Origin of the sequence: Pseudoalteromonas umbrosa (assembly GCF_030125375.1) — a bacterium.
In the GTDB taxonomy this organism is placed as follows: Bacteria; Pseudomonadota; Gammaproteobacteria; order Enterobacterales; family Alteromonadaceae; genus Pseudoalteromonas; species Pseudoalteromonas umbrosa.
This window is the reverse complement of sequence record NZ_JASJUU010000001.1, coordinates 1013397-1034656: the sequence shown is the minus strand read 5'-3', so window position 1 is coordinate 1034656 and position 21260 is coordinate 1013397. Positions and strand designations below refer to the sequence as shown.

At 40.0% G+C, this 21260-nt stretch carries 22 protein-coding genes; 14 read left to right on the top strand and 8 right to left on the bottom strand.

Annotation, left to right across the window (positions count from 1 at the left end; translation table 11 throughout):
* Positions 1–23 precede the first annotated feature (23 nt).
* Positions 24–1457 carry a pyruvate kinase gene (gene pyk, locus QNM16_RS04505; RefSeq protein ID WP_284019389.1) on the bottom strand — a complete coding sequence of 478 codons (1434 nt, stop codon included), beginning with the start codon at positions 1455–1457 and terminating at the stop codon, positions 24–26.
* Positions 1458–1890: 433 nt separating this feature from the next.
* Here pyk and gndA point away from each other — a divergent pair, with 433 nt between their 5' ends.
* Positions 1891–3264: an NADP-dependent phosphogluconate dehydrogenase gene (gene gndA / locus QNM16_RS04500; protein ID WP_284019388.1), complete on the top strand. Its 1374-nt coding sequence runs from the start codon at positions 1891–1893 to the stop codon at positions 3262–3264.
* Positions 3265–3322: 58 nt separating this feature from the next.
* Here the strand turns inward: gndA and ansA are convergent, their stop codons facing one another.
* On the bottom strand, positions 3323–4333 hold the full coding sequence (gene ansA, locus QNM16_RS04495) for an asparaginase (protein ID WP_284019387.1): 1011 nt from the start codon (positions 4331–4333) through the stop codon (positions 3323–3325).
* Between the two features lie 84 nt (positions 4334–4417).
* Complete coding sequence (gene sppA, locus QNM16_RS04490) at positions 4418–6286, bottom strand: signal peptide peptidase SppA (protein WP_284019890.1); 1869 nt, start codon at positions 6284–6286, stop codon at positions 4418–4420.
* Positions 6287–6525: 239 nt separating this feature from the next.
* Between sppA and QNM16_RS04485 the strand changes: the two genes are divergently transcribed.
* From QNM16_RS04485 to upp, 4 genes are all read left to right on the top strand, one after another.
* Positions 6526–8487, top strand: a complete 1962-nt coding sequence (locus QNM16_RS04485; RefSeq protein WP_284019386.1) for an FAD-dependent oxidoreductase — start codon at positions 6526–6528, stop codon at positions 8485–8487.
* Between the two features lie 109 nt (positions 8488–8596).
* Complete coding sequence (locus tag QNM16_RS04480; protein WP_284019385.1) at positions 8597–9286, top strand: HvfX family Cu-binding RiPP maturation protein; 690 nt, start codon at positions 8597–8599, stop codon at positions 9284–9286.
* Between the two features lie 81 nt (positions 9287–9367).
* Positions 9368–9916: an NAD(P)H nitroreductase gene (locus QNM16_RS04475; RefSeq protein WP_284019384.1), complete on the top strand. Its 549-nt coding sequence runs from the start codon at positions 9368–9370 to the stop codon at positions 9914–9916.
* Between the two features lie 18 nt (positions 9917–9934).
* The gene (upp, locus tag QNM16_RS04470) at positions 9935–10567 is read left to right on the top strand and encodes a uracil phosphoribosyltransferase (protein ID WP_063360063.1); all 633 of its coding nucleotides are present in this window, start codon (positions 9935–9937) and stop codon (positions 10565–10567) included.
* 38 nt (positions 10568–10605) lie between these two features.
* On the opposite strand, the gene QNM16_RS04465 is transcribed toward upp, so the two are convergent.
* The 3 genes from QNM16_RS04465 to QNM16_RS04455 form a co-directional block, all read right to left on the bottom strand.
* Complete coding sequence (locus tag QNM16_RS04465; protein ID WP_284019383.1) at positions 10606–11190, bottom strand: TVP38/TMEM64 family protein; 585 nt, start codon at positions 11188–11190, stop codon at positions 10606–10608.
* Between the two features lie 111 nt (positions 11191–11301).
* On the bottom strand, positions 11302–11697 hold the full coding sequence (locus QNM16_RS04460) for a DUF2141 domain-containing protein (RefSeq protein WP_284019382.1): 396 nt from the start codon (positions 11695–11697) through the stop codon (positions 11302–11304).
* A gap of 47 nt (positions 11698–11744) precedes the next feature.
* Positions 11745–12479 carry an SDR family oxidoreductase gene (locus QNM16_RS04455; RefSeq protein WP_284019381.1) on the bottom strand — a complete coding sequence of 245 codons (735 nt, stop codon included), beginning with the start codon at positions 12477–12479 and terminating at the stop codon, positions 11745–11747.
* A 198-nt stretch (positions 12480–12677) separates the two neighbouring features.
* On the opposite strand from QNM16_RS04455, the gene QNM16_RS04450 reads away from it, so the two are divergent.
* From QNM16_RS04450 to QNM16_RS04435, 4 genes are all read left to right on the top strand, one after another.
* Positions 12678–13196 (top strand): Crp/Fnr family transcriptional regulator, encoded by a 519-nt coding sequence (locus tag QNM16_RS04450; RefSeq protein WP_284019380.1) that lies wholly within the window; start codon positions 12678–12680, stop codon positions 13194–13196.
* A 179-nt stretch (positions 13197–13375) separates the two neighbouring features.
* The gene (locus QNM16_RS04445; RefSeq protein ID WP_284019379.1) at positions 13376–13879 is read left to right on the top strand and encodes a DUF3887 domain-containing protein; all 504 of its coding nucleotides are present in this window, start codon (positions 13376–13378) and stop codon (positions 13877–13879) included.
* A gap of 206 nt (positions 13880–14085) precedes the next feature.
* On the top strand, positions 14086–14343 hold the full coding sequence (locus QNM16_RS04440; protein WP_284019378.1) for a hypothetical protein: 258 nt from the start codon (positions 14086–14088) through the stop codon (positions 14341–14343).
* Positions 14344–15357: 1014 nt separating this feature from the next.
* The gene (locus tag QNM16_RS04435; RefSeq protein ID WP_063360053.1) at positions 15358–15543 is read left to right on the top strand and encodes a YqaE/Pmp3 family membrane protein; all 186 of its coding nucleotides are present in this window, start codon (positions 15358–15360) and stop codon (positions 15541–15543) included.
* Positions 15544–15648: 105 nt separating this feature from the next.
* Here the strand turns inward: QNM16_RS04435 and QNM16_RS04430 are convergent, their stop codons facing one another.
* Positions 15649–16476 carry a hypothetical protein gene (locus tag QNM16_RS04430; RefSeq protein WP_284019377.1) on the bottom strand — a complete coding sequence of 276 codons (828 nt, stop codon included), beginning with the start codon at positions 16474–16476 and terminating at the stop codon, positions 15649–15651.
* A 239-nt stretch (positions 16477–16715) separates the two neighbouring features.
* Complete coding sequence (locus QNM16_RS04425) at positions 16716–17558, bottom strand: LysR family transcriptional regulator (RefSeq protein ID WP_284019376.1); 843 nt, start codon at positions 17556–17558, stop codon at positions 16716–16718.
* A gap of 144 nt (positions 17559–17702) precedes the next feature.
* On the opposite strand from QNM16_RS04425, the gene rimK reads away from it, so the two are divergent.
* The 5 genes from rimK to QNM16_RS04400 are packed head-to-tail and all read left to right on the top strand — an operon-like array spanning position 17703 to position 21205.
* Complete coding sequence (gene rimK, locus QNM16_RS04420; protein WP_284019375.1) at positions 17703–18608, top strand: 30S ribosomal protein S6--L-glutamate ligase; 906 nt, start codon at positions 17703–17705, stop codon at positions 18606–18608.
* Between the two features lie 20 nt (positions 18609–18628).
* Positions 18629–19663 carry a succinylglutamate desuccinylase/aspartoacylase family protein gene (locus QNM16_RS04415; protein ID WP_284019374.1) on the top strand — a complete coding sequence of 345 codons (1035 nt, stop codon included), beginning with the start codon at positions 18629–18631 and terminating at the stop codon, positions 19661–19663.
* Positions 19660–20094 (top strand): ATP-dependent zinc protease family protein, encoded by a 435-nt coding sequence (locus QNM16_RS04410; protein WP_284019373.1) that lies wholly within the window; start codon positions 19660–19662, stop codon positions 20092–20094. Before QNM16_RS04415 ends, QNM16_RS04410 begins: the two co-directional genes overlap by 4 nt.
* A 2-nt stretch (positions 20095–20096) precedes the next feature.
* The gene (locus QNM16_RS04405) at positions 20097–20597 is read left to right on the top strand and encodes a DUF1003 domain-containing protein (RefSeq protein WP_284019372.1); all 501 of its coding nucleotides are present in this window, start codon (positions 20097–20099) and stop codon (positions 20595–20597) included.
* Positions 20594–21205 carry a mechanosensitive ion channel domain-containing protein gene (locus tag QNM16_RS04400; RefSeq protein ID WP_284019371.1) on the top strand — a complete coding sequence of 204 codons (612 nt, stop codon included), beginning with the start codon at positions 20594–20596 and terminating at the stop codon, positions 21203–21205. The genes QNM16_RS04405 and QNM16_RS04400 overlap by 4 nt, the downstream gene beginning before the upstream one ends.
* Positions 21206–21260: the final 55 nt, after the last annotated feature.

The following is a 21260-nucleotide window of genomic DNA, read 5'->3' as shown; positions in this document are numbered from 1 at the left end:
GTATGTATCAGTAATCGTAACGATTAAACAGTGACGATTTTCAACGTATTGGTAGCACCAATAGTTTCCATTAAGTCACCGTGAGTAAGAATAACGGTATCGCCTTTTTCTAAAGAGCCACTTTCAACAAGCGTATTTAGCGCATCATTAACAAGCGAGTCAGCTGTGCAACTTGTTGAATCAAAGTACACTGGGTAAACACCGCGATATAGTGCTGTTTGACCCAGTGTAGTGGCGTGGCGAGATAGAGAGTAAATAGGCAATCCAGAGCTGATCCTTGACATCAGTTTAGAAGTGTTGCCAGATTCAGTTAATGCGACAATTGCCTTAACTGAATCTAAGTGGTTCGCTGCGTACATTGCTGATAGAGCTAAAGTCTCCGATGTATCTGAAAACATACTATCTAGTCTGTGTTTAGAAATATGAGTCTCAGGTTGAGATTCTGCCCCCAAACATACGCGAGCCATTGTCGCTACAGTTTCCTCTGGATAGTCGCCAGCCGCTGTCTCAGCCGAAAGCATAACTGCATCTGTGCCGTCTAAAACTGCGTTTGCAACATCCATTACTTCAGCACGAGTTGGCATTGGGTTGTCAATCATTGACTCCATCATTTGTGTCGCTGTGACTACGGTTCTATTTAAAGAACGTGCGCGGCTGATAATTTGTTTTTGTTTACCAACAAGCGCTGCATCGCCAATTTCAACACCTAAGTCACCACGCGCAACCATCACTGCATCTGACGCTAATACAATATCGTCAATTGCTTCAACTGTTTCAACAGCTTCTGCACGTTCGATTTTAGCAAGTAACTGAGCGTTAGAACCCGCTTTTTCAGCAAGGCTTCTTACATAACGCATGTCATCACCGCTACGAGGGAAAGAAACTGCAATGTAGTCTACGCCAATTTCTGTGGCAGTGATTAAGTCTTCTTTGTCTTTATCTGTAAAGGCGGGAGCTGTTAAACCGCCACCCAATCTATTAATGCCCTTGTTGTTTGACAAGATGCCACCAACGGTTACGGTACAAATTACTTTTTTATCGACGACTTCATTGACTGTTAACTGAATTAAACCATCATTCAATAATAGAAGATCACCTGTATTTACGTCTTGTGGTAACTCTTTATAGTCAATGCCCACAGCTTCAACAGTGCCTTCGCCAAGGCCAAGCTCTGCATCTAGAGTGAATTTAGCGCCCACTTCTAGGTTTACTTTACCTTCAGCAAAAGTCGAAACGCGAATTTTTGGTCCCTGTAAATCTGCAAGGATTGAAACATGCTTATCTAGTCGTTTAGCTATTTCACGAACAGCGTCTGCTCTGTTTTTGTGATCTTGCGCTACACCATGGGAAAAGTTTAGTCGTACTACATTAGCACCTGCGCGAATGATTTTTTCTAAATTATTATCTCTATCTGTAGCTGGTCCCAGTGTGGCAACTATTTTAGTGCGTCTAAGCATCAGATTCTCCTGTAGGCTGCTCTTGCTAACATCTTCTCAATTCAAAGTGGTTAAATAATGGACTTTTAAACCTTAATTAAGCAAATATTCTCAGATAATTACGCTTTTCTGTAAAGTTTTGCCACTTAACCCTTTTTCATACACAAATTAAATTATATGATCTGTATGACGTGATTATGACACCGGTGTCAGTAGTCGTCAATCTTAGAGTGAAAGAAGATTATCTTTAACACTCTGACTGATAATGTGTTTAGCCTGTGTGTAGAGCAAACTTTTGCTTGTGCTAAAACACGAGATGACTAAAAAAGTACTAAACTTCAAATTGTTTGATACTTAAGGTGGCCCGAGCAGAATATTGTTGAATGCTCAGGTATAATGTACCGGACATCGTGTAGACGAATTTAAGTGTGGTTGTTACCGAGGAGGAAACTTAATGCAAGTTGCATTAGTTGGTTTAGGTGTAATGGGCAAAAACCTTGCACTGAACTTAATAGAGAAAGGTATGACATTAGTCGCCTATGATAAAAACCCAGACGCAGGTGCTGAATTAATTAGTTGTGCGCAGTCTTTGGGTGTAGAAGAGCGTCTCCATATCGTATCGGATCTCGGTGATATGGTTAGAAGACTAGAGCCTCCTCGCTCGGTACTATTATTAGTACCTGCAGGCGAGCTTGTAGACTCAGTATGCAATGAATTGATTGAAGCCGGCGTGTCAAAAGGCGATATTATTGTTGATTGCGGAAACAGTAACTACAAAGACGGTATTGCTCGTAAACTTAAATACCAGAACAAATTTGAGTTTGCCACCATGGGGATCTCAGGTGGTGCAGAAGGCGCAAGACATGGCCCAGCTATGATGGCCAGTGGCTCAGAGGGCGGCTGGGAGCGTTTAGTTCCTTGGTTTGAAAAAGTTGCAGCCAGCTACAATGGCGAGTCATGTTTTGCCCGTGTAGGTCAGTCTGCGAGTGGGCACTTTGTGAAAATGGTTCACAACGGCATTGAATATGCGCTAATGCAATTAATCGCCGAAGTTTATCATTTGCTTCGCATCGGTACAGGTCGTTCACCTAAGGAAGTCGCTGAGATTTTTGAATCTTGGTCAGAAGGTGAGTTGAACAGTTATTTATTATCGATCTCTCGCCATATCTTAAGTCTAGAAGACGGTAACCAAACACCTTTGGTTGATTTAATTGATAATAAAGTAGGGGCGAAGGGCACTGGCCTTTGGACTGCGCAAAATGCGCTAGAGCTGGGTATTGCGGTGCCTTCACTGGTTGCTGCGGTACAGGCGCGTCACTTAACAAATACTATCAGTACGCTTGCAGCGAAAGAGATGACGTACCAAGCGAAAGAAACCAAAAAAATTGATATCGATTTAGATGAACTTAAATCAGCATTTTATTTTGCTAGCTTGCTTTGCTACCGTCAGGGCCTTGCGTTAATTAAAGGTGCATCACGTTCACATCAGTGGAAAGTTGACCTTGCTAAGACATTACAAACATGGCGTGCTGGTTGTATCATTCGTGCAGATTACCTTGATGATATCGCTAAAGGTGTTGATTTCATCGATACACTTGAAGCAGAAGCGCATGCACTTAGAAGTATTACGGGCCAAGCAATTCAGACTGGATTAGCTTTCCCTGTACTCGCTTCGACACAAACTTATATTGCAACGCTGAGCACACCTAGCAATGGTCATTTAGTTCAAGCTCAGCGTGACTACTTTGGTGAGCACGGCATCAAAACACACAGTGGTGAGACTTCTCATTTAACTGATTTAGTCGATTTACCTGAAAAGGTACGTTAACTATCAGAAAAGGCCACAGTATGTGGCCTTTCTTAATCGTTTAAACAATTAAGCATAATTATCTTGTTAGTTCACCGCGCAAGTTATCCTGCATTAAGTGACGAATTGTTTCTAACTCCAACTCTTGGCTAAATAAGTAATGCAGCTTTGTTAAACACGCTTCTAGTGTCATATCGTAGCCGCTGATCACACCACAGTTTAACAATGCATTACCTGTTGCATAGCCCCCCATATTCACTTGACCTTGTATACATTGAGTTAAGTTTACAATTACTACTCCACGCTCAGAAGCACTCTTTAGGGTCTTTAAAATATCATCTTGCTGTGGGGCGTTACCTACGCCAAAGCTAAGTAAAATTAGTGCTTTAACATCTGACGACAGGACATTTTCAACCATAGCAGCGTTGATACCTGGATAGAGGTGTAGTACCGCTATTGGCTGAGATTGAATAGAAGTTACATCTAAGTCTTGATCAACGTAAGGGCTTAACTTGCCTTCTTGAAGTTGAATATTGATCCCTACTTGTGCAAGCGGTGCTAGGTTAGGAGATGCAAAAGCATCGAACCCATCAGCATGTGCTTTAAGTGCACGGTTTCCTCTAAACAATTTATTATTGAAAAACAAACTAACTTCAGCGATAGGATAGTTTGCGGCAAGATACATGGCGTTCAATAAGTTAACTTGCCCATCAGACCTAAGCTGAGATAATGGAATTTGAGAGCCTGTGACGATTACTGGTTTTGTCAGATTTTCAAACATGAAGGACAGGGCTGATGCTGTGTATGCCATAGTATCAGTCCCATGTAATACCACAAACCCATCATAATCATCATATTTAGATTGAATATCTTCAGCGATTAATTGCCAGTGCAGAGGTGACATGTCCGAAGAGTCAATGAGCGGACAATATTCATGAATATCAAATAACGGCATTTCTTCACGTGTGAATTCAGCGTTATTTTTTACAGTCTCAGTGAGATAACCAGCAACAGGTACATAGCCTTTGCTTGATTGTTTCATCCCTATGGTACCGCCGGTATAGGCAATGTAGATTTTTTTTCTTTTCATAAAAAAGCCCAGATTTGAGTCTGGGCTTAGTATACCAACTGCAGCATCACATTGCAGTTTATTCATTAACCTTGTAACTATGAACTATTGCGACACATCACACATAGTACACAGACTATATATACTGTTTGGGTCGTTATATAGTTCAATCATATTCGCACTTTGTTGTACTTTATTTATCAGCTGATTGATACTTTGGTGCGTTATTCTTTGGAAAGTATCCGTTTGTGACGCACTTGGTAATAGGGATTGCACTATTTCAGCACCAAAAATTTGTTGCATTAATAATTCTTTTTCACTGAGAGTTTGCTCAACCGTGAACACTTCATAATGCTCTAAGCTTGCAAGTGCAGCGGCAGATTCAATGGCATCACCTTTTGTACCAAGCTTATCTATCAACCCAAACTCCAAGGCTTGAGGGGCGAGCCAAACTCGGCCTTGTGCAATTTCATCTACTTTTTCCTTGTTTAGGTTTCTAGCTTCAGAAATCATCGACAAAAACTTATCATAAGCATCGTCAACGCCCATTTGTATGATATCTGCATATTGAGGGTCGATACCACGCGAAATAGAAGAAGACCTAAGTTCAGTCGTTGCTACACCGTCAGAGTAAACACCAAGCTCTTTTAATGAATTCTCAAAGGTAAATATAGTGCCGAAAATACCGATTGATCCCGTAATGGTTGAAGGTGATGCCCAAATCTCGTTGGCTGATGCAGCAATCCAATAACCACCGGATGCAGCAACTGATCCCATAGAAGCAACGAGTGGTTTACCTGCTTCTTTTATTGCTAATACTTCATCTCGTATCTGCTCTGATGCAAACATACTTCCGCCACCTGAATCAATGCGTAGTACAACCGCTTTGACACTATCATCAAGTCGCGCTTTTCTAAGTAATGCTGCCGTAGACTCACCACCGATCACACCGGCTTTACGTTTACCGTCGACTATTTGTCCTTTGGCTACAACTACTGCTACTTTGTCAGTGAATGGACTAGGTTGAGTGGAGAAGCCAGATATTGATGCTAAGTACTCTTTGTATTTGACTTGTTTGTATTTATTTCCTTTTGCATTTGTACCGACTAAGGCTACCATTTTTTCATTAAATTGCTGGTCTGTTTTGAGTGAGTCTACCCAGCCATATTTTATTGCGAATTGTGCAGAGTCACCTGATACAGAGGACATTTTTTCACTAAGTTGCGTTAAAGTCTCATCAAAATTATCTACGTTAAATGGTCGACGAGCAGTTACGTCATTTTTGTATTGTTCCCATAGACTATTTAACCATAGCTTATTCGCTTCTTTAGCAGCATCAGACATATCATTTCTGATAAATGGTTCAACTGCTGATTTGTAGGTTCCAACACGGAAGATGTGCTGAGTAACATGTAACTTATCTAACGCATCTTTGAAATACATTGGGTAAGTGCCGAATCCTTTAATGCTTACGCCACCATATGGGTGTATAGAGATTTCGTCTGCAGCTGCTGCTAAATAGTATTGCGTTTGCGTAAAATAGGGACCATGAGCATAAACAGGTTTTCCTTGCGCCTTGAATGCGTCAAGTGCCACCGTAATATCTCTTAATTTGTCTAAGTGTCCTTGATGTAAACTTTTAAGATCCAAATGAATCGCTTTGATGCGGTCATCATGGGTTGCTTTGTTAATGACTTTAATTACGTCATCCACCAGTACTTCCATTGGTTTGTCACTGGGGCCGAATGCATCATCCAGTGCCGCGTCGACAGGGTCAACGTACGTTAGTTGCTCTACTAACTTACCTGACAGGTTCAAACGTAAAACGCTATCTTGAGGTATGAGGACTTCCTCTTCTGAAGACATCATGGCAGCGACAATACCTATGATAAGTACAACAAATACCAAGTTTACAATTAGCCTGCGTGAGAAGTTCAACGCATGCCATATACCTTTAAATAGTTTTGCGATCAGCTTCAATGTTTTTCCTCTGGTTTAAGTACCGAAATGCTCTCATTAATATCATAACTTAGTTGTTCGCTCAGTGTTACTTTTAAAACGTAACGAAGTATTACTTCGCTCACTTTAGTCGCAAATTTGTGGAATTATTATAAATTTATCTACTTTTAAGTAATAAATTTTTGCTTTTTACTTGCCAAAATCTATAAATTGGTTAATGTTCACAGGTAAGACCAGTTACATTGGGGCGAGCAATGTTAGAACAAAAACTAAAACTTAATAATTCTGAGCTACGTAACCGCTTGGTCATGGGTTCAATGCACACAGGACTTGAAGAAGGATGGCACAATCGAAAAAGGCTGCGCGCTTTTTACGAGGAAAGAGCAAAAGGCGGTGTAGGCCTAATCATAACGGGCGGATATAGCCCTAATATTCGTGGCAAACTTACTCCCATCGCGTCGTCTTTTAATTCCCGCTATGACGTGATTAAACATAAGGCATACACGGAAGCAGTTCATCGGCACCAAGGTAAAATTTGCCTACAACTTTTGCATGCTGGGCGCTATGCATACCATCCATTCAATGTTGGACCGAGTAAAATTAAAGCGCCTATAAACCCATATACACCAAAGTCCATGTCGCTAGGCATGATCAAAAGCACGATTAAAGATTTTGCGAAATCAGCTTATATGGCTGAAAAAGCGGGATACGATGGTGTAGAAATCATGGGCTCAGAAGGATATCTAATCAACGAGTTTATGGCACCACATACCAACCACCGTAAAGATGAATATGGCGGTACACTCGAGAACCGTATGCGGCTGGCTGTTGATATCGTAAAAGCGGTCAGGGCACGCGTGTCTGACCAATTTATTATAGTGTTTAGATTATCCGTGATGGATTTAGTGCCAAATGGCTCCACCAGCGAAGAAGTAACGGTGCAAGCCAAAGCCCTTGAAGCTGCAGGTGTTGATATTTTAAATACGGGGATCGGTTGGCATGAAGCCCGTGTGCCGACCATTGCCAGTATGGTGCCCCCTGGTGCATTCAGAGAAGCGTCTAAGCGTTTAAAAGATGTCGTAGACATACCCGTTGTCGCGGTAAACCGTATAAACACACCTGAACTCGCTAATAACATCCTAGACAAAGGTGAAGCCGATCTTATTTCTATGGCAAGGCCACTGCTTGCAGATCCTGACTTTTTTAACAAATACGCACAGAATAAGTCTGAGCAAATCAATATTTGTATTGGATGTAATCAGGGGTGTTTAGACCATGTTTTTAAAGGTAAGCGAGCAACTTGCTTAGTGAACCCTCAAGCTGGTTTTGAATTAGATTATCCCCTTGAGCAAACCTCAAGCCCTAAAGATGTCTTAGTTGTTGGTGCGGGACCTGCTGGATTATCAGTTAGCTGCTATTTGGCTAAAAAAGGTCATAAAGTTACATTGATAGATAAAAATGAGCATGCTGGCGGCCAATTTAATCTCGCAATGCGTATCCCCGGCAAAGAAGATTTTAAGTTAGCGCTTAAATATTTTTTAAACGAAGTGACACGACTCGGCGTAAAAATGGAGCTAGGTAAGCCTTATAACAATAAAATGGATGCTGATTATGACGATATTGTTTTTGCAACAGGGGTAAGTCCGCGTTTGTCAAAAATCGAATGTAGTGATGGAAAACGTGTTTTGGCATATGATGAGGTTATTCGTAAAGAAGTTGAGCTCGGCAGTAAAATCGCGATTCTAGGGGCTGGTGGCATTGGTTTCGATATGGTCGCATTTTTAACTGAGCCTGAAAACCAGTCTATTGAAGATTTCAAAGGCCAGTGGGGTATTGAACAGTCTGTCGTTCCATCAACTGAGCAACGAAAAATATATATGCTTAAACGCAGTGCGGGTCGCTTTGGCTCAGGCTTAGGTAAGACCACAGGTTGGATCCATAGAGCTGTGGCTAAGCACCACCAAGTTGAACAGATAGCAGGCTGCGAATATGTTTCTTTTTCAAATAACGGCCTAGTTGTACGTATTGATGGTAAAGAGCAAACACTTGATGTGGATACAGTGATTGCTTGTATTGGTCAAACTTCAAATGAGTCCGATTTTGAAAAAGAAAACTTACCAAATAATCATCACGTGATCGGTGGAGCTTTGCTTGCCAGTGCCATTGATGCAAAGCGGGCTATTTACGAAGCATTGCAAGTCGCAAGAAAGATATAAACGATAAAAAACAAAACGGCACAAGGGTGCCGTTTTTTTTACCCTGCAATAAAAGTTGCCGCGCTTCGGTCTACACTGTATGAATACAATCAAAGGTGTAAATCGTTATATGATTAATAAAATCCAATCCATTTATCAAACAAGTATCGCAAAAGCAGATATCTTAAGTGGTCTAGCCCCACTTATTTTAAGGTTGATTGTTGCGCCAGTCATGATTATCGCGGGCTATAACAAACTCAATTTAGCGAAAGAAGAAGCAGGCTTTTTCGAAAGCATGTTAGCAGATGAAAACGTGGTTGCTTGGTTTGGTAATCCAGACTGGGGGTTAGGGTTACCATTTCCAGAATTATTGGCATTTCTAGCAGGCTGGACGGAGTTTTTAGGTGGCTGGTTAATTCTAATTGGGTTACTCACTAGATTGGTGTCTATACCATTAATGGTGACTATGTTTGTCGCTGCTACACAAGTCCATTGGCATAATGGTTGGTTTTCGGTTGCGCCAGCAAACCCTGATACCAGTGCTGCGCAGGTATTTGCTTGGCTTGGAAGTGACACAGCAAAAGCAAGTCTTGAAAATAGCTTAGAAGTGGCAGACCGACTAGATAGGATTAAGTCTATTGTCAGCACCCATGGGTTTCCAGAATTCCTGTACGAAAAGGGTAATATCGTGATTCTAAATAATGGTATTGAGTTCGCTGCGATTTATTTTGCGATGTTTTTAAGCTTATTCTTCACAGGTGGCGGGCGTTTATTCAGTTTGGATTACTGGATAGCTAAGCTACTCAGCTCAAGGACATAAAAATATTAGGGAAAGTGCTAAACTTTCCCTAACACTTCACGTTAAAATAGTAAGTGTTTGTTTATCATTAAGGAATTATATATGGATGCCATCGAGCTTTTGATGACACGTCAATCTGACAGTAATTTATCCTTTCCTGGCCCGACTGAGTCGCAACTAGAAATCATTAAAAAAGCCGCGTTAAAAGTGCCAGATCACGGTGGCTTAGCACCATGGAAGTTTATCGTTGTCAATGAAGATGCAAGAGATAAATTAGGTGAAATATACTACAAAGCAGCGGTTGAAGAAGAGCAAAACGAGCGCACAGTGTCCCGTGCTAAAGACCTTCCACATCGCGCACCTATGATGATCATTGCTATTTCTCCTTATCAAGAACACCCAAAAGTGCCACGTGTTGAGCAAATTGAAAGTGCAGCTTGCGCTTGTTTTGCTATGCAGCAAGCTGCATTTGCACAGCACCTATCTGGTGTTTGGAGAACTGGCTACTTTGCGCAAAGCCCAGCAGTTAAACGCGAACTTGGCTTAGACGAGAAAGATGAAATTGTTGGCTATCTTTATCTAGGTACACCGACAATTCAATGTACTAAACCAGTTCGTCACGAACCAAAAACATTTTTTACTGAATTATAATTTTTACAGAGGCAAGTTATGGCACTACATGTTGTTGAACACCCGTTATTACAACACAAAATAGGCTTATTGCGAGAGCATGGTATTTCAACCAAAAAATTTCGTGAGCTGGTGTCGGAAGTTGGCAACTTGCTTACTTACGAAGCGACAAGAGATTTACCTACAGAGACAACGACGATAAAAAGTTGGACTGGTGAAGACTTAGACGTGCAAGAAATTAAAGGCAAAAAAATCACACTCGTGCCGATTTTAAGAGCTGGCCTTGGCATGTTAGATGGTGTGATGCAGTTGTTACCTGCAGCAAAAATCAGTGTTGTCGGATTACAGAGAAACGAAGAAACACTGGAGCCAGTATCATATTTTGAGAAATTAGTGGGTAACTTAGAATCTAGACGGGCTTTGGTTGTCGATCCAATGCTGGCTACGGGCGGTTCACTCATCGCGACAATTGACTTACTTAAAAAATCTGGCTGTAAAAATATTACAGCCATTGTATTGGTTGCAGCACCTGAAGGTGTTGAAGCGGTCGAAAAAGCGCACCCTGATGTGGACGTTTACACAGCTGCACTAGATAGTCATTTGAACGAAAATGGTTATATAGTGCCAGGCCTAGGTGATGCCGGCGATAAAATATTTGGCACTCAAGCTTAACAGCTTTGGCTGGCGAAATTGAGTTTGCCAGCCTTCTTTTAAGTGTGTGACGCTGTCGCTTTAACTTTGCGTGTTTGCTTATTGAATAACCACCAACATACCCAGAAAAATCCAGTTAAACCAATCGCTGCATAAATAGCAGGCTTGGGGTTTTCTAATGTACTGATTGAACCTGCATACGCTGCAATACACGCGTAGGGTATAGTGCTTATCATCCAATAAATAATGAATCCCTTAAACGGCATTTTGGTCATCCCTGCCATACATGCTGAAATCTCAGGTAGTATTGGTGTCGCTCTAGAAAGTAAGATCACTACCGGACCTCGCTTTTGAAATAGTGCGATGGCACTGGCTCTCTCGTTTGGGTCTTTAACAAGTGTATCAAACAGCTTATTGCCAAACCTATAGCTAATGGCATAACCTGCTGTGCCAGCGAGCATCAGACCAACGATACCACTGAGCCCGCCTACATAGGGTCCAAGAAAAAATCCAGCTAATAAAATAAGCGTGAGTGTCGGCACCGCGATAAATAAATCTAAAAATAGTAGTCCAATTACAATGAGTGCGACTAAGTATGCATTTAGCTCTTTTGCTGCCTTAAGCCAAGTTTTGATGTCATCCATACTGAGGACACCGCTTATTTTGAGAACAATAAAGGTCGATGCGAAAAAGCAAAATAATATCAGCATCATTTTTAAAAGTGATTTCATACAAAACAGTTCCGTCGTTAGAGGTTATGGGTAGTTTATGGTGACTGAAATTGGCTTGTTAATATCAGCCAATGAGAGTTTTGCGTCTTTAAACTTGGGAGGCCCGCGCCAACTAATTCTGGCACCATTAGAAAAACCAAGCCCTTCAGATGGAATGAGACCAGTCCAGTTTTTAGAGGTTGTTTGTGAGTTGTCTTCATCATGTAGTACTTTGATTGCAAACTCTGCTTTACCAGTTGTAAATTCGACGGTTAGCGATTCATTTTCAGGACTGTGAAACTGAGTTTGCAATGCTTGTTTGTGTTTGACAGGAAAGCCATTATCTTCAAACAACATCACCATGATTTGTCCCGGTCGCCCTGTATCTATGCCGTTAATTTTAACCTTTACGCTCGTAGCAATTGCGGCTTCAGTAGTCATCAGCAGTACTCCAAAAATGATTGATTTATATAGTTTGCACATGGTCATTAAGATCCTTTCAAGAGGCGTTTAGCTAGATTGGGTGTCAGGGTATTTAAAATCCGTAAAACCTTGATTTTGCCAATATCATGCTGAGGTTTTTGTTGAATTAACCCCTTAATAATTGACTTGGCAGCGCACTCGGCTGACATTTTATTATCGCCTCTGCCTAGGGTCATAGGGGTATCTACTAAAGGAATAAATGCTTGTAGCACCTTGATATTTGTGTGCTCTAATTGGTAGCTTAAACTTTGTGAAAAAAGGTTGACTGCTGCTTTAGAGGCACAATAAACGCTAGCACTTTTTTTAGCGACAAAAGACAGCCCAGAGTTGATATTTAAAATAACAGACTGAGCTTCACTAGCATTAAGCGCAGGGAGCAGTAAATAGGAGAGTGAACATACAGCAGTAAAGTTCACATTGATTTCCCTTGCAATTTCCTCGTATTCGAAATCAGGACCTGTAAAAAGTGGCTCGTTTTGTATGGCCGCGTTATTAATTAATACATCAACGCGGGGGAATTCAGATTTTATGCGCTCTGACAGCGGTTGATAACTTTTGGGATCAGAAAGGTCAGCAGGAAAACATGTGACGTTTTTATATCTCTTTTTGAGCTCATCAAGTCGTTGACTGTTTCTTGCAACGACAATAATGGCATTTTGGGCTTGTAGTTGCTCGACAATTTGACGGCCAATGCCGGACGTTCCGCCTGTTATCACGATTACTTTATTCACTAAGTTCACGTTTGTATCTCCAGTGGTGAATCTGATTGATACTTTAAAGGGCGTCTTTTTGCGGGGCATTAACCTATGTTAAAAATCACGGAATAATTTAAATTAAAGCTGCTTCAATTAGAGCGCACTCTAGATTACTCATTGATAATTAAAATTGACGAGATCTCAGTTGCTTATTGTTTCGTACAAGAAAATAAAGGATGCAAAATGGAATTACAAAGTTACATAACGAAAAATGGTATTCCCCTTGAGATTGAAAAAGGGCAGCAAGTCTTCGCTCAAGGGGAATTGTGTGACTATGTGTACTTGGTAAAAAGCGGGTTATTAAAGGCTTTCTACATCACAGCCGAAGGTAAAGAAACCATTAAATCATTTATTCAAGCTGGTACCATTATTGGTAGTCTAAACGCAGCACATTGCAATGTGCCAAGCACTTTTAGTTTAGAAGCTTTAGCGTCCTGTGAACTAATACAAGTGCCTTTTAACGAATTACTAGCGTTAAGCAAAAAGTCCATATCTATCTCTCAAGAGTTTATCCAAATCCTATTGTCTTTATCACTCAAAAAAGAGCGCAGAGAGTATGAGCTTCTCACCTTGTCTGCTTCTGAGCGGTATAAGAATTTATGCTATGACCAACCAGAGTTAGTAAAGATGCTTACTCAAAATGATATTGCTAAGTATTTAGGGATCACACCCGTTGCATTGAGTCGGATTAAACACCAATAACTGGTGGGTAGCGTTCTGCTAAGCATAGCAACTGTGGTTGCTTGAGTGGTTGAAAGGATTGGATAAGTATTAGCTCTTTTTAAATAAATACATCCTTGCTAAAATTGCATGAGTAATTAGCTATTAAAGTGACAATATTCTCTTTGGGGAACCTGCTCTGAAGCCTTTAAGGAAGTAAAGTGAATAATTCAAGTAAAGTTATAATTTTGTTGTTAATTGCCAACCTAATCGCAACGATATGGTTTGGTACAAAAAACTCAGTGACAGCCGTTGATGTTAAGCCTTATGAGGAAGCATCTAAACATGAACTTCCATCGTTTATTACTGAGCAAGTTAGAGAAGATATTTTAAATACCTTCATAGAGCACTTTAATGCGCAAGATTTTGATGCTTTATACAACATGTTTGGTCCAGTTGCGAAGTCACAAATATCGAAAGAAAAAATGGATGAAGAGTTCTCTAAACTAGTTAGAGTGTTCGATAAAATAGAGCAGGGTACATATAGTTTCGCTGAGCTTTCGGGTCAACAAGGTAGCACTACGGTTTACGTGCTAAATTATACAGTGACCTTATCAGAAAAGAGCACATTTGGTGGCGCAGGTAATCTTAAAATTACAGTTGCCGTTGACTCTAATTCTTATCAAATATACGGCATTTTCCTGCATGGTAATTCAAACAGCTAAGATGCTGATAAGCACATAGCTGAGGCTAGTTATGTGCTTTAATTACTGTGCCGTATCAAGCATTACCAAAAGTAGGCAAAAGAAAAGCGTATTAAGCTTACAATAGCCGATTAAGAACTTTATTCATTATTACGACTACTCACAGTTTCTCACATAAAATGCATTTATAGTTTCATTGACTTTATCAGTTAAGGAAACTATCAGTCATGCTTCAGAATAAATTTGTCAGCCTTTTATTTGCGTGTACCTTTGTATCTGTATTATCTGCCTGTAACAATAAATTAGACCTCAGCGAAAATCCGTGCACAACACATACATTTGATTCATTCGATAACCAATTATCCGCTCGACTCTACAAACCCAAGTTGCATTCAGAATCTGATCCTATCGTCATTTTTGTTCACGGCAATGGAGATAAGGACAGTACCGAAAATAGTTTTTATCTACCCATTGTTGATGCTTAAAATAAGCAAAAGATTGCAATCTTTTCGTGGGATAAACCTAGAATAGGTAGTTCTGCTATCTCTATCTATGGCAGAGAATTTTAGTGGAACAAGATGCCATTGCCTAAGCCAAGCAAGTTGAGTATTCGCTACTTTCACAATGAAACTGCGTTATATCAGATGGCCGAGTTTTTGGTTCGCCACAATGTGAAATAAAAAGAGGGGGCTGTATTGCTTGATATATGTCTCTGATTGTATCATGAACGTCTGCTAATATAATCGGGGTAAATTTATGAGTTTCACAGCAGATGACTTTTTTGGGTTAGTATTAATTGCTTTGGGTTTAAATTGCATACTAAAAGGTGAGCTTACTATACAATCTGGCATCACGAATGGCGGCGAAAATATGAAGTTCATTAAGTCGACAAAGAGTAAAGTAACAGGTATTAAGGCAAGAATTATAGGGTTTCTAATCTGCCTTGCAGGCTTAGCTATAATTAAATTTCTAAACACCGGTGAAGTCCTTTTCTCTATATGAAGCTTATAGTTTATTATTTCTTTGAGGTTAGCTTTTAGCTTCATACATGCTTTTGGTTGGTTCTCGAAAGAGTTTTATCCGTACGCTTTTTAGGAGGCGATTGCAACAGTTTTAAGCTGACAACTTTAATAGACATGTTTCGATGTATATGCAGCCAATTTCTCTCCTTTTGAACCTTTCGGTTTTATAGCTTTTTTCACTTAGAACAGCACTTCGGATTAGTTTATTAAGTCATTAATTTTGGTTTGTGTATTTCAGAAAACTTTTGCAAGTGCCTTAACTTAACTCCTATTGTTATTTAAAAGTTAAAAATAGATTTCGATTAGTTAGTAGTTTCCGGTTTATCAGCTATCTTTTGTGCAGTAGCACATTTTTTAGCATACATGATCAACGTGATTTGTTTCTAAATTGGCTATTAGTGGTTTTTAAGAATACTCAGTAAGCTAGCATCTAGTTTAGCAGGATTTAACTTTGGTTTAATAAGGTAGAGAGTGAATATGAGCTCAAGTAATGTAAGTATCTTAAACTTAATTTTTGCAATTTTTCTTCCACCTATTGGTGCATTTTTGCAAGTTGGCTTCAGTCTACACTTTTTTATCAATATTGTGTTGACTCTACTTGGTGGCCTCCCGGGAATGATTCATGCTATTTGGCTCGTTGTCACAAACAAATCTGGTGAGTGAGACAAACTCAATCAATGAGCTAATGCGATCTGGTTAGCCCATTGATTATCTGAGGGTCTTAAAGTCTCATAGCTGACTTATCTTGTAGATAATTTTCGAGGATTTTTAAGTAATTGGTGTTGACCACACATTGACTGATACTAGCTCGCCGTGTTGATATCTTTGGTTTATTAGCCGTCCAGAAAAATTGAACCCTGCCTGGTGGAGTACTTTGTTTCTATCGTAATTGTCTGACAAACAATTTGACTGAAGCAAAACGATACCTAACGATTTTAAATGAGACTTTGTTAGAGTGATTAGGTCTCGTTTTACATCTAGCGTATCTAGATGATCAGCAATGACTACGTTTGAAATATTGGCTACATTGCCATGGGAGAGATACGTTACCCTCACGTACGCGACTATATTATCTAAAAATTCAAACACAAGGTAATCATTGCCTTGTTGCATATCGTCAATAATCGCCCGTTCGCCTTGATTAAAGGCTGTATAATGGCAGTTGGTACTAAATTGTAATTTAGCGATATCCATTGCATCATTTTGTTGAGCGAGTCGAATGATAGACAAACCCGACGGTATCACATCATGTTCATTGGGCGCTGATGTAATCACATCCAAAACAGAATCGTGCTCTAACTTACCTACTTCTTGTGCTCTTGTCATATCAAAGTATTTTGCGATATATAAAGCGTCATGTGAACCACAATAGCTAGGGACGGCTGCTTCTATTTGATAATCTTTATTTGAAAACAGGCCAAACTGAGATTCGTTAATGATATAGCTAATTTTAGTATTACAGTGTTTATGCGTTTCTTGCTCAATTGAGTCTATAGTGTGTTCTTTTAGAGTGGAATTGATCAAGTTGGCGGACGTGAGCCTGTTAACTGTATTAAATTCCAATATGCTATCTACATCCATCGAATTTTTTCTCATTTTACCTGAACTAATTTCACTGAGCTTTTTGATTAGAGCTCTAATGTTTTATTGCTTTTTATCATGGCAAATATAGAGATAAATTTCAAACTATATCGTTTTTTGTATCTTTGAGTCCTATTTCTTTAATCTTTTTATGTTTCTTTTAATTCGATCTCTAATTAAATTTTTTCTTTCTAGAAAAATAAATTTATATGACAAGTTCAGATGATAAATAAAATTTATCAATCTGATAGCGGTTAATTACGTAAATATGGAAAAAGCATCAAAGAGTCTTTGATAAGTTCTGTCTTATTACTTTTTGCCAAGTACATAGCAAATATTTCTCTGGTATAAGTAGGGGCTTGTTCGACCAAAAAAAGTTTTTTCTTGCGGATCAAATCAAAGCACATTTGTTTTGGTAGATAAGCCGTACCACCTGCTTCGGTGATGAAGTTTAACGCGATTCTTGGCTGGCTCATGGTGTGCTTAATCGTCGTGTTGTCGCAAAAATCACGGACAAATTGACTATTCACAGCCTCGCCATAATCAACTTGGATTATGCTTTCGATTTGGTCTACCTCTAAATCTTGCTGGGTTGATACTAGTTGTAACGGTACTGTACTTACTTTTTCGGTGACGATCTCTTCAATGTAAGGTGGCTCGAATATGAACGCGATGTCTATTAACCTAGCTAGCAGCTGCTTTCTTAATTCCAAAGGAGAGTAATTTTGAATATGAAGTTGAACATCATCTAAGTTCCTATCAATTTTTTGTAGCCAATCTTGTAAAACAATGTCCCAAATCGACATCATGGACCCAACAAATAGCTGACTTACATTACCTTCACTTACACCGACATCTTGCTTTAATTTTTGCCACATGATCATCATCTCATTGGCGTGTTTGACAAGTCGATGTCCTTCAGGTGTAAGCTTTAGGCGCTTTTGACTTCTATCGAATAGTAATACACCCAGTTCTTGTTCCAGTAATTTGATTCGGCTGCTAATTGCTGCCTGTGTTATGTAAAGGTTGTCTGCAGAAGCTCTAAAGTGCAATGTTTGGCTAACTTCTAAGAATGTAGTGAGAAGCTCTATTTTCATATAAAAGGTCTTTAATAAGCCAAAAGGATAGCTTAGTTTAATAAAAATATTTTATCAAACAATGAATTTTATTTCGTTTTTCTTTTCAATAAAGCTGACTTACATTTGCGTCATCAAACACAAAGACACAGTGAAATTATAAAAATGAAAATTGCAATTTTATCTCGTAGTGAAAGCTTGTATTCAACGCGCCGTTTAAAAGAGGCTTGTTTAGAAAGAGGCCATGAAGTGGATGTAATAGATACCTTGCATTGCTATATGGATATCACAAGTAGTAGGCCTGCGGTCCGTTACCATGGTGAGGAGTTACCTAAGTACGATGCAATTGTGCCACGCATTGGTGCATCAATTACTTACTACGGGACGGCCGTTGCAAGACAGTTTGAAATGATGGGGACATTTAATGTCAATGAGTCTGTCGCAATCAGTCGTTCTAGAGATAAATTACGCTCTTTGCAGCTTTTATCTCGCAAAGGCATTGGGCTACCTAGGACGGGGTTTGCTAGCAAGCCCGATAACATCAAAGACTTGATTAAGAATGTTGGTGGCGCACCGCTTGTTATTAAGCTACTTGAGGGAACTCAGGGAATAGGGGTTGTGTTGGCTGATACGGCAAAAGCGGCCGAAAGTATTATTGAGGCTTTCATGGGACTTAAAGCAAACATACTTGTGCAAGAGTTTGTTAAAGAAGCTGGTGGAGCAGATATCAGGTGCTTAGTGATCGGCGGCCGTGTCGTCGCTGCAATGAAGCGCCAAGGTGCAGAAGGGGAGTTTCGCTCAAATTTGCATCGTGGTGGTACAGCAGAAATTGTAAAGCTTACTAAAGACGAGCGTGAAACTGCTGTGAATGCAGCAAAAGTGATGGGGCTGAACTTTTGCGGTGTAGATTTACTGCGCTCTAATAATGGGCCTATGGTCATGGAAGTGAATTCATCTCCCGGTTTGGAGGGTATTGAAAGCGCAACGGGGTTAGATGTTGCTGGTAAGTTGGTTGAGTTTATCGAAAAAAATGCAAAGCCAAATTCAACGCGTACTCGTGGTAAAGGTTAATCAAATAGGACTGTAAACGTATGTCAGTAATAACCATTGGTGGTAAAGACATCTTGCTGGGTCAAACGTGTCAGGTTGATATACCCGTTGCGAAACTCTACACAGATGCTGATGTTCATTTACCTGTGCACATTGTGAGAGCCAAAAAACCGGGACCGACAGTTTTTGTCAGTGCAGCAGTACATGGTGATGAGTTGAATGGCATTGAGATAATCCGACGATTACTTACTCTAAAAAACTTCAAAATAACAAAAGGGACGTTAATAGCGGTGCCAATTGTGAATGTATATGGTGTGGTGAACCAGTCTCGTTACATGCCAGATAGACGAGACTTAAATCGGAGCTTTCCAGGGTCTGATAAAGGCTCATTGGCTGCAAGGCTCGCTAATACGTTTTTAAAAGAAGTCGTGGCGCATTGTGACTACGGGATTGATTTACATACAGGGGCGATCCATAGATCAAACCTGCCGCAAATTCGCGCCAATTTAGCGGATGAGGTAACGCTTGAGCTGGCAAAGTCGTTTGGTGCTCCAGTGGTGCTAAACTCTGAAATTTTAGAGGGGTCGCTTCGTGAAGCTGCTGCAACATGTGATACCAGAGTACTCGTATATGAGGCTGGTGAAGCATTACGGTTTGATGAGCTTTCTATACGCATGGGTATAAAAGGCATCGTTAATGTCTTGCGCTACTTGAAAATGATGCATTCTAGGGGAGCAAGTGCCAAGAAAACGTCTAGTTTTATTGCTGACAACAGCAGTTGGATCAGAGCCAGTGCTAGTGGGATTGTAGCCAATTATTTCAACCTTGGCGATCAGGTAAAAATGGGCGATGTATTGGCCGATATTGGCAATCATTATGGCAAGACTTTAGGGCAAGTTGTCGCAATGAAAGATGGCGTGATCATTGGAAAGCAAAATATTCCGTTAGTACAAGAGGGTGAAGCAATGTTTCATATTGCATTTTTTTCAGGGTCTAGTCAGCAGGTATTGAAAAAGATTGAACATGTTGAGCAAGAGTTAGTTGTCAATACAGAATCAAGTGAGCAGTTATTATGAAAGATAAAATGATTATTGGGCATATTGAAGCGATTAACTTACCAGCGTTTGGTATTTCATCTTTGCCCGTAAGGGTTGATACCGGTGCGCAAACCTCATCACTGCATGTTGATAATATTAAGCAAGTGTCAGTACAAGGCAAGCCCGGCGTTGAGTTTGATATTCATCCAGAGATGCACAATGTAGATAAAGTGATCCGATGTAGTGCGCCACTTCATGATGTAAGAAAGGTAAAGTCATCAAATGGCATGAGTGAGCAGCGTTATGTGATCAAGACGCGTGCTCAGATGGGAGATTTTGAATGGGATATAGAGGTAACGCTGACCAATAGAGCTGATATGACATACTTGATGTTGCTAGGTAGGCAAGCGTTAAGCGGTTTATTTTATGTTGATGTATCACAAACATTTGTTATGTCGAGCGAGGTGTAATTATGAAAAGTGACAAAATTGAGACATTTGCAAAAGCGTCTTTAGGTTCTGAAGGCGATGAGTTAGGCCCTGTTGAAAAAAGTGTTGTCGACAGTATTTCTTCGCAAGAAGTTATTGTCGCAAACATCAATGAAAGCTTTCATGATGAACTGACCTTTGGTCAGCGCATGGCTGATAAAGTGGCTGAATTTGGCGGTTCTTGGCGTTTTATCATTATATTTGTGTCAATTATGATATTTTGGGTCGTGCTAAATACGGTGTGGCTGACACAGGAAGAGGCATTTGACCCATACCCTTTTATTTTGCTGAATCTCGTGTTGTCAACGCTTGCAGCTGTTCAGGCTCCGATCATTATGATGTCGCAGAACAGGCAAACATCGAAAGATAGATTGGCATTTAGCAAAAGTTATGAGGTTAACCTAAAGTCAGAGCTTGAGATCATGCGGCTTAACCAAAAAGTAGATGAAATACATAAGTTACTGATAAAAGAGAGTAAAAAATGACAGAAAGCGCTATCCTAGATACAGCAGTACTTTGGTTACAACAACAAGGTGTGCCCGTATTTTGGTCCTTCATTGTTGTGCTGTTTTACGTAGTACTGACGCGAAAGCTGTTTCCTAAAATTGATAAAAGCGTAGATGAAGGCGGATTCAAAAATGATGCTCTGAAAAAAGCCTATTTAACCGTTCGATTTTTAAGTGGCATTGTGGTCGCTGCGGTATTGCTAGTGGTTTGGGGGGTAGACATCAGCGGTATGATGCTGGTTTCTACTTCAATTTTAACTGTGACAGGTGTGGCATTATTCGCTAACTGGTCCGTACTGAGCAATATCACAGCATATTTTGTATTGTTATTTCACAGCGCATACAGGCGGGGCAATTTTATAAGAGTGATTGACGGTGATAATTACATCGAGGGATATATTGCAGACATCGGTGTTTTTAACACTCAATTTATTACTGAAGATAGAGAAGTTGTGATTTACCCTAATAACTTATTGTTGGGAAGACCAACGCAAATAAATCCCAGAACGCGTGTTGCTGGTATGGGCAAGGTAGCACAGGTTTATGAAAAGAAGAATGAAGAGTCAAAAGAAAAGGAAAACCTTTAAAATAAAAATGCTGCCCCGAAGGACAGCATTTTGGGTCTCTATAAAAGAAAGGAAC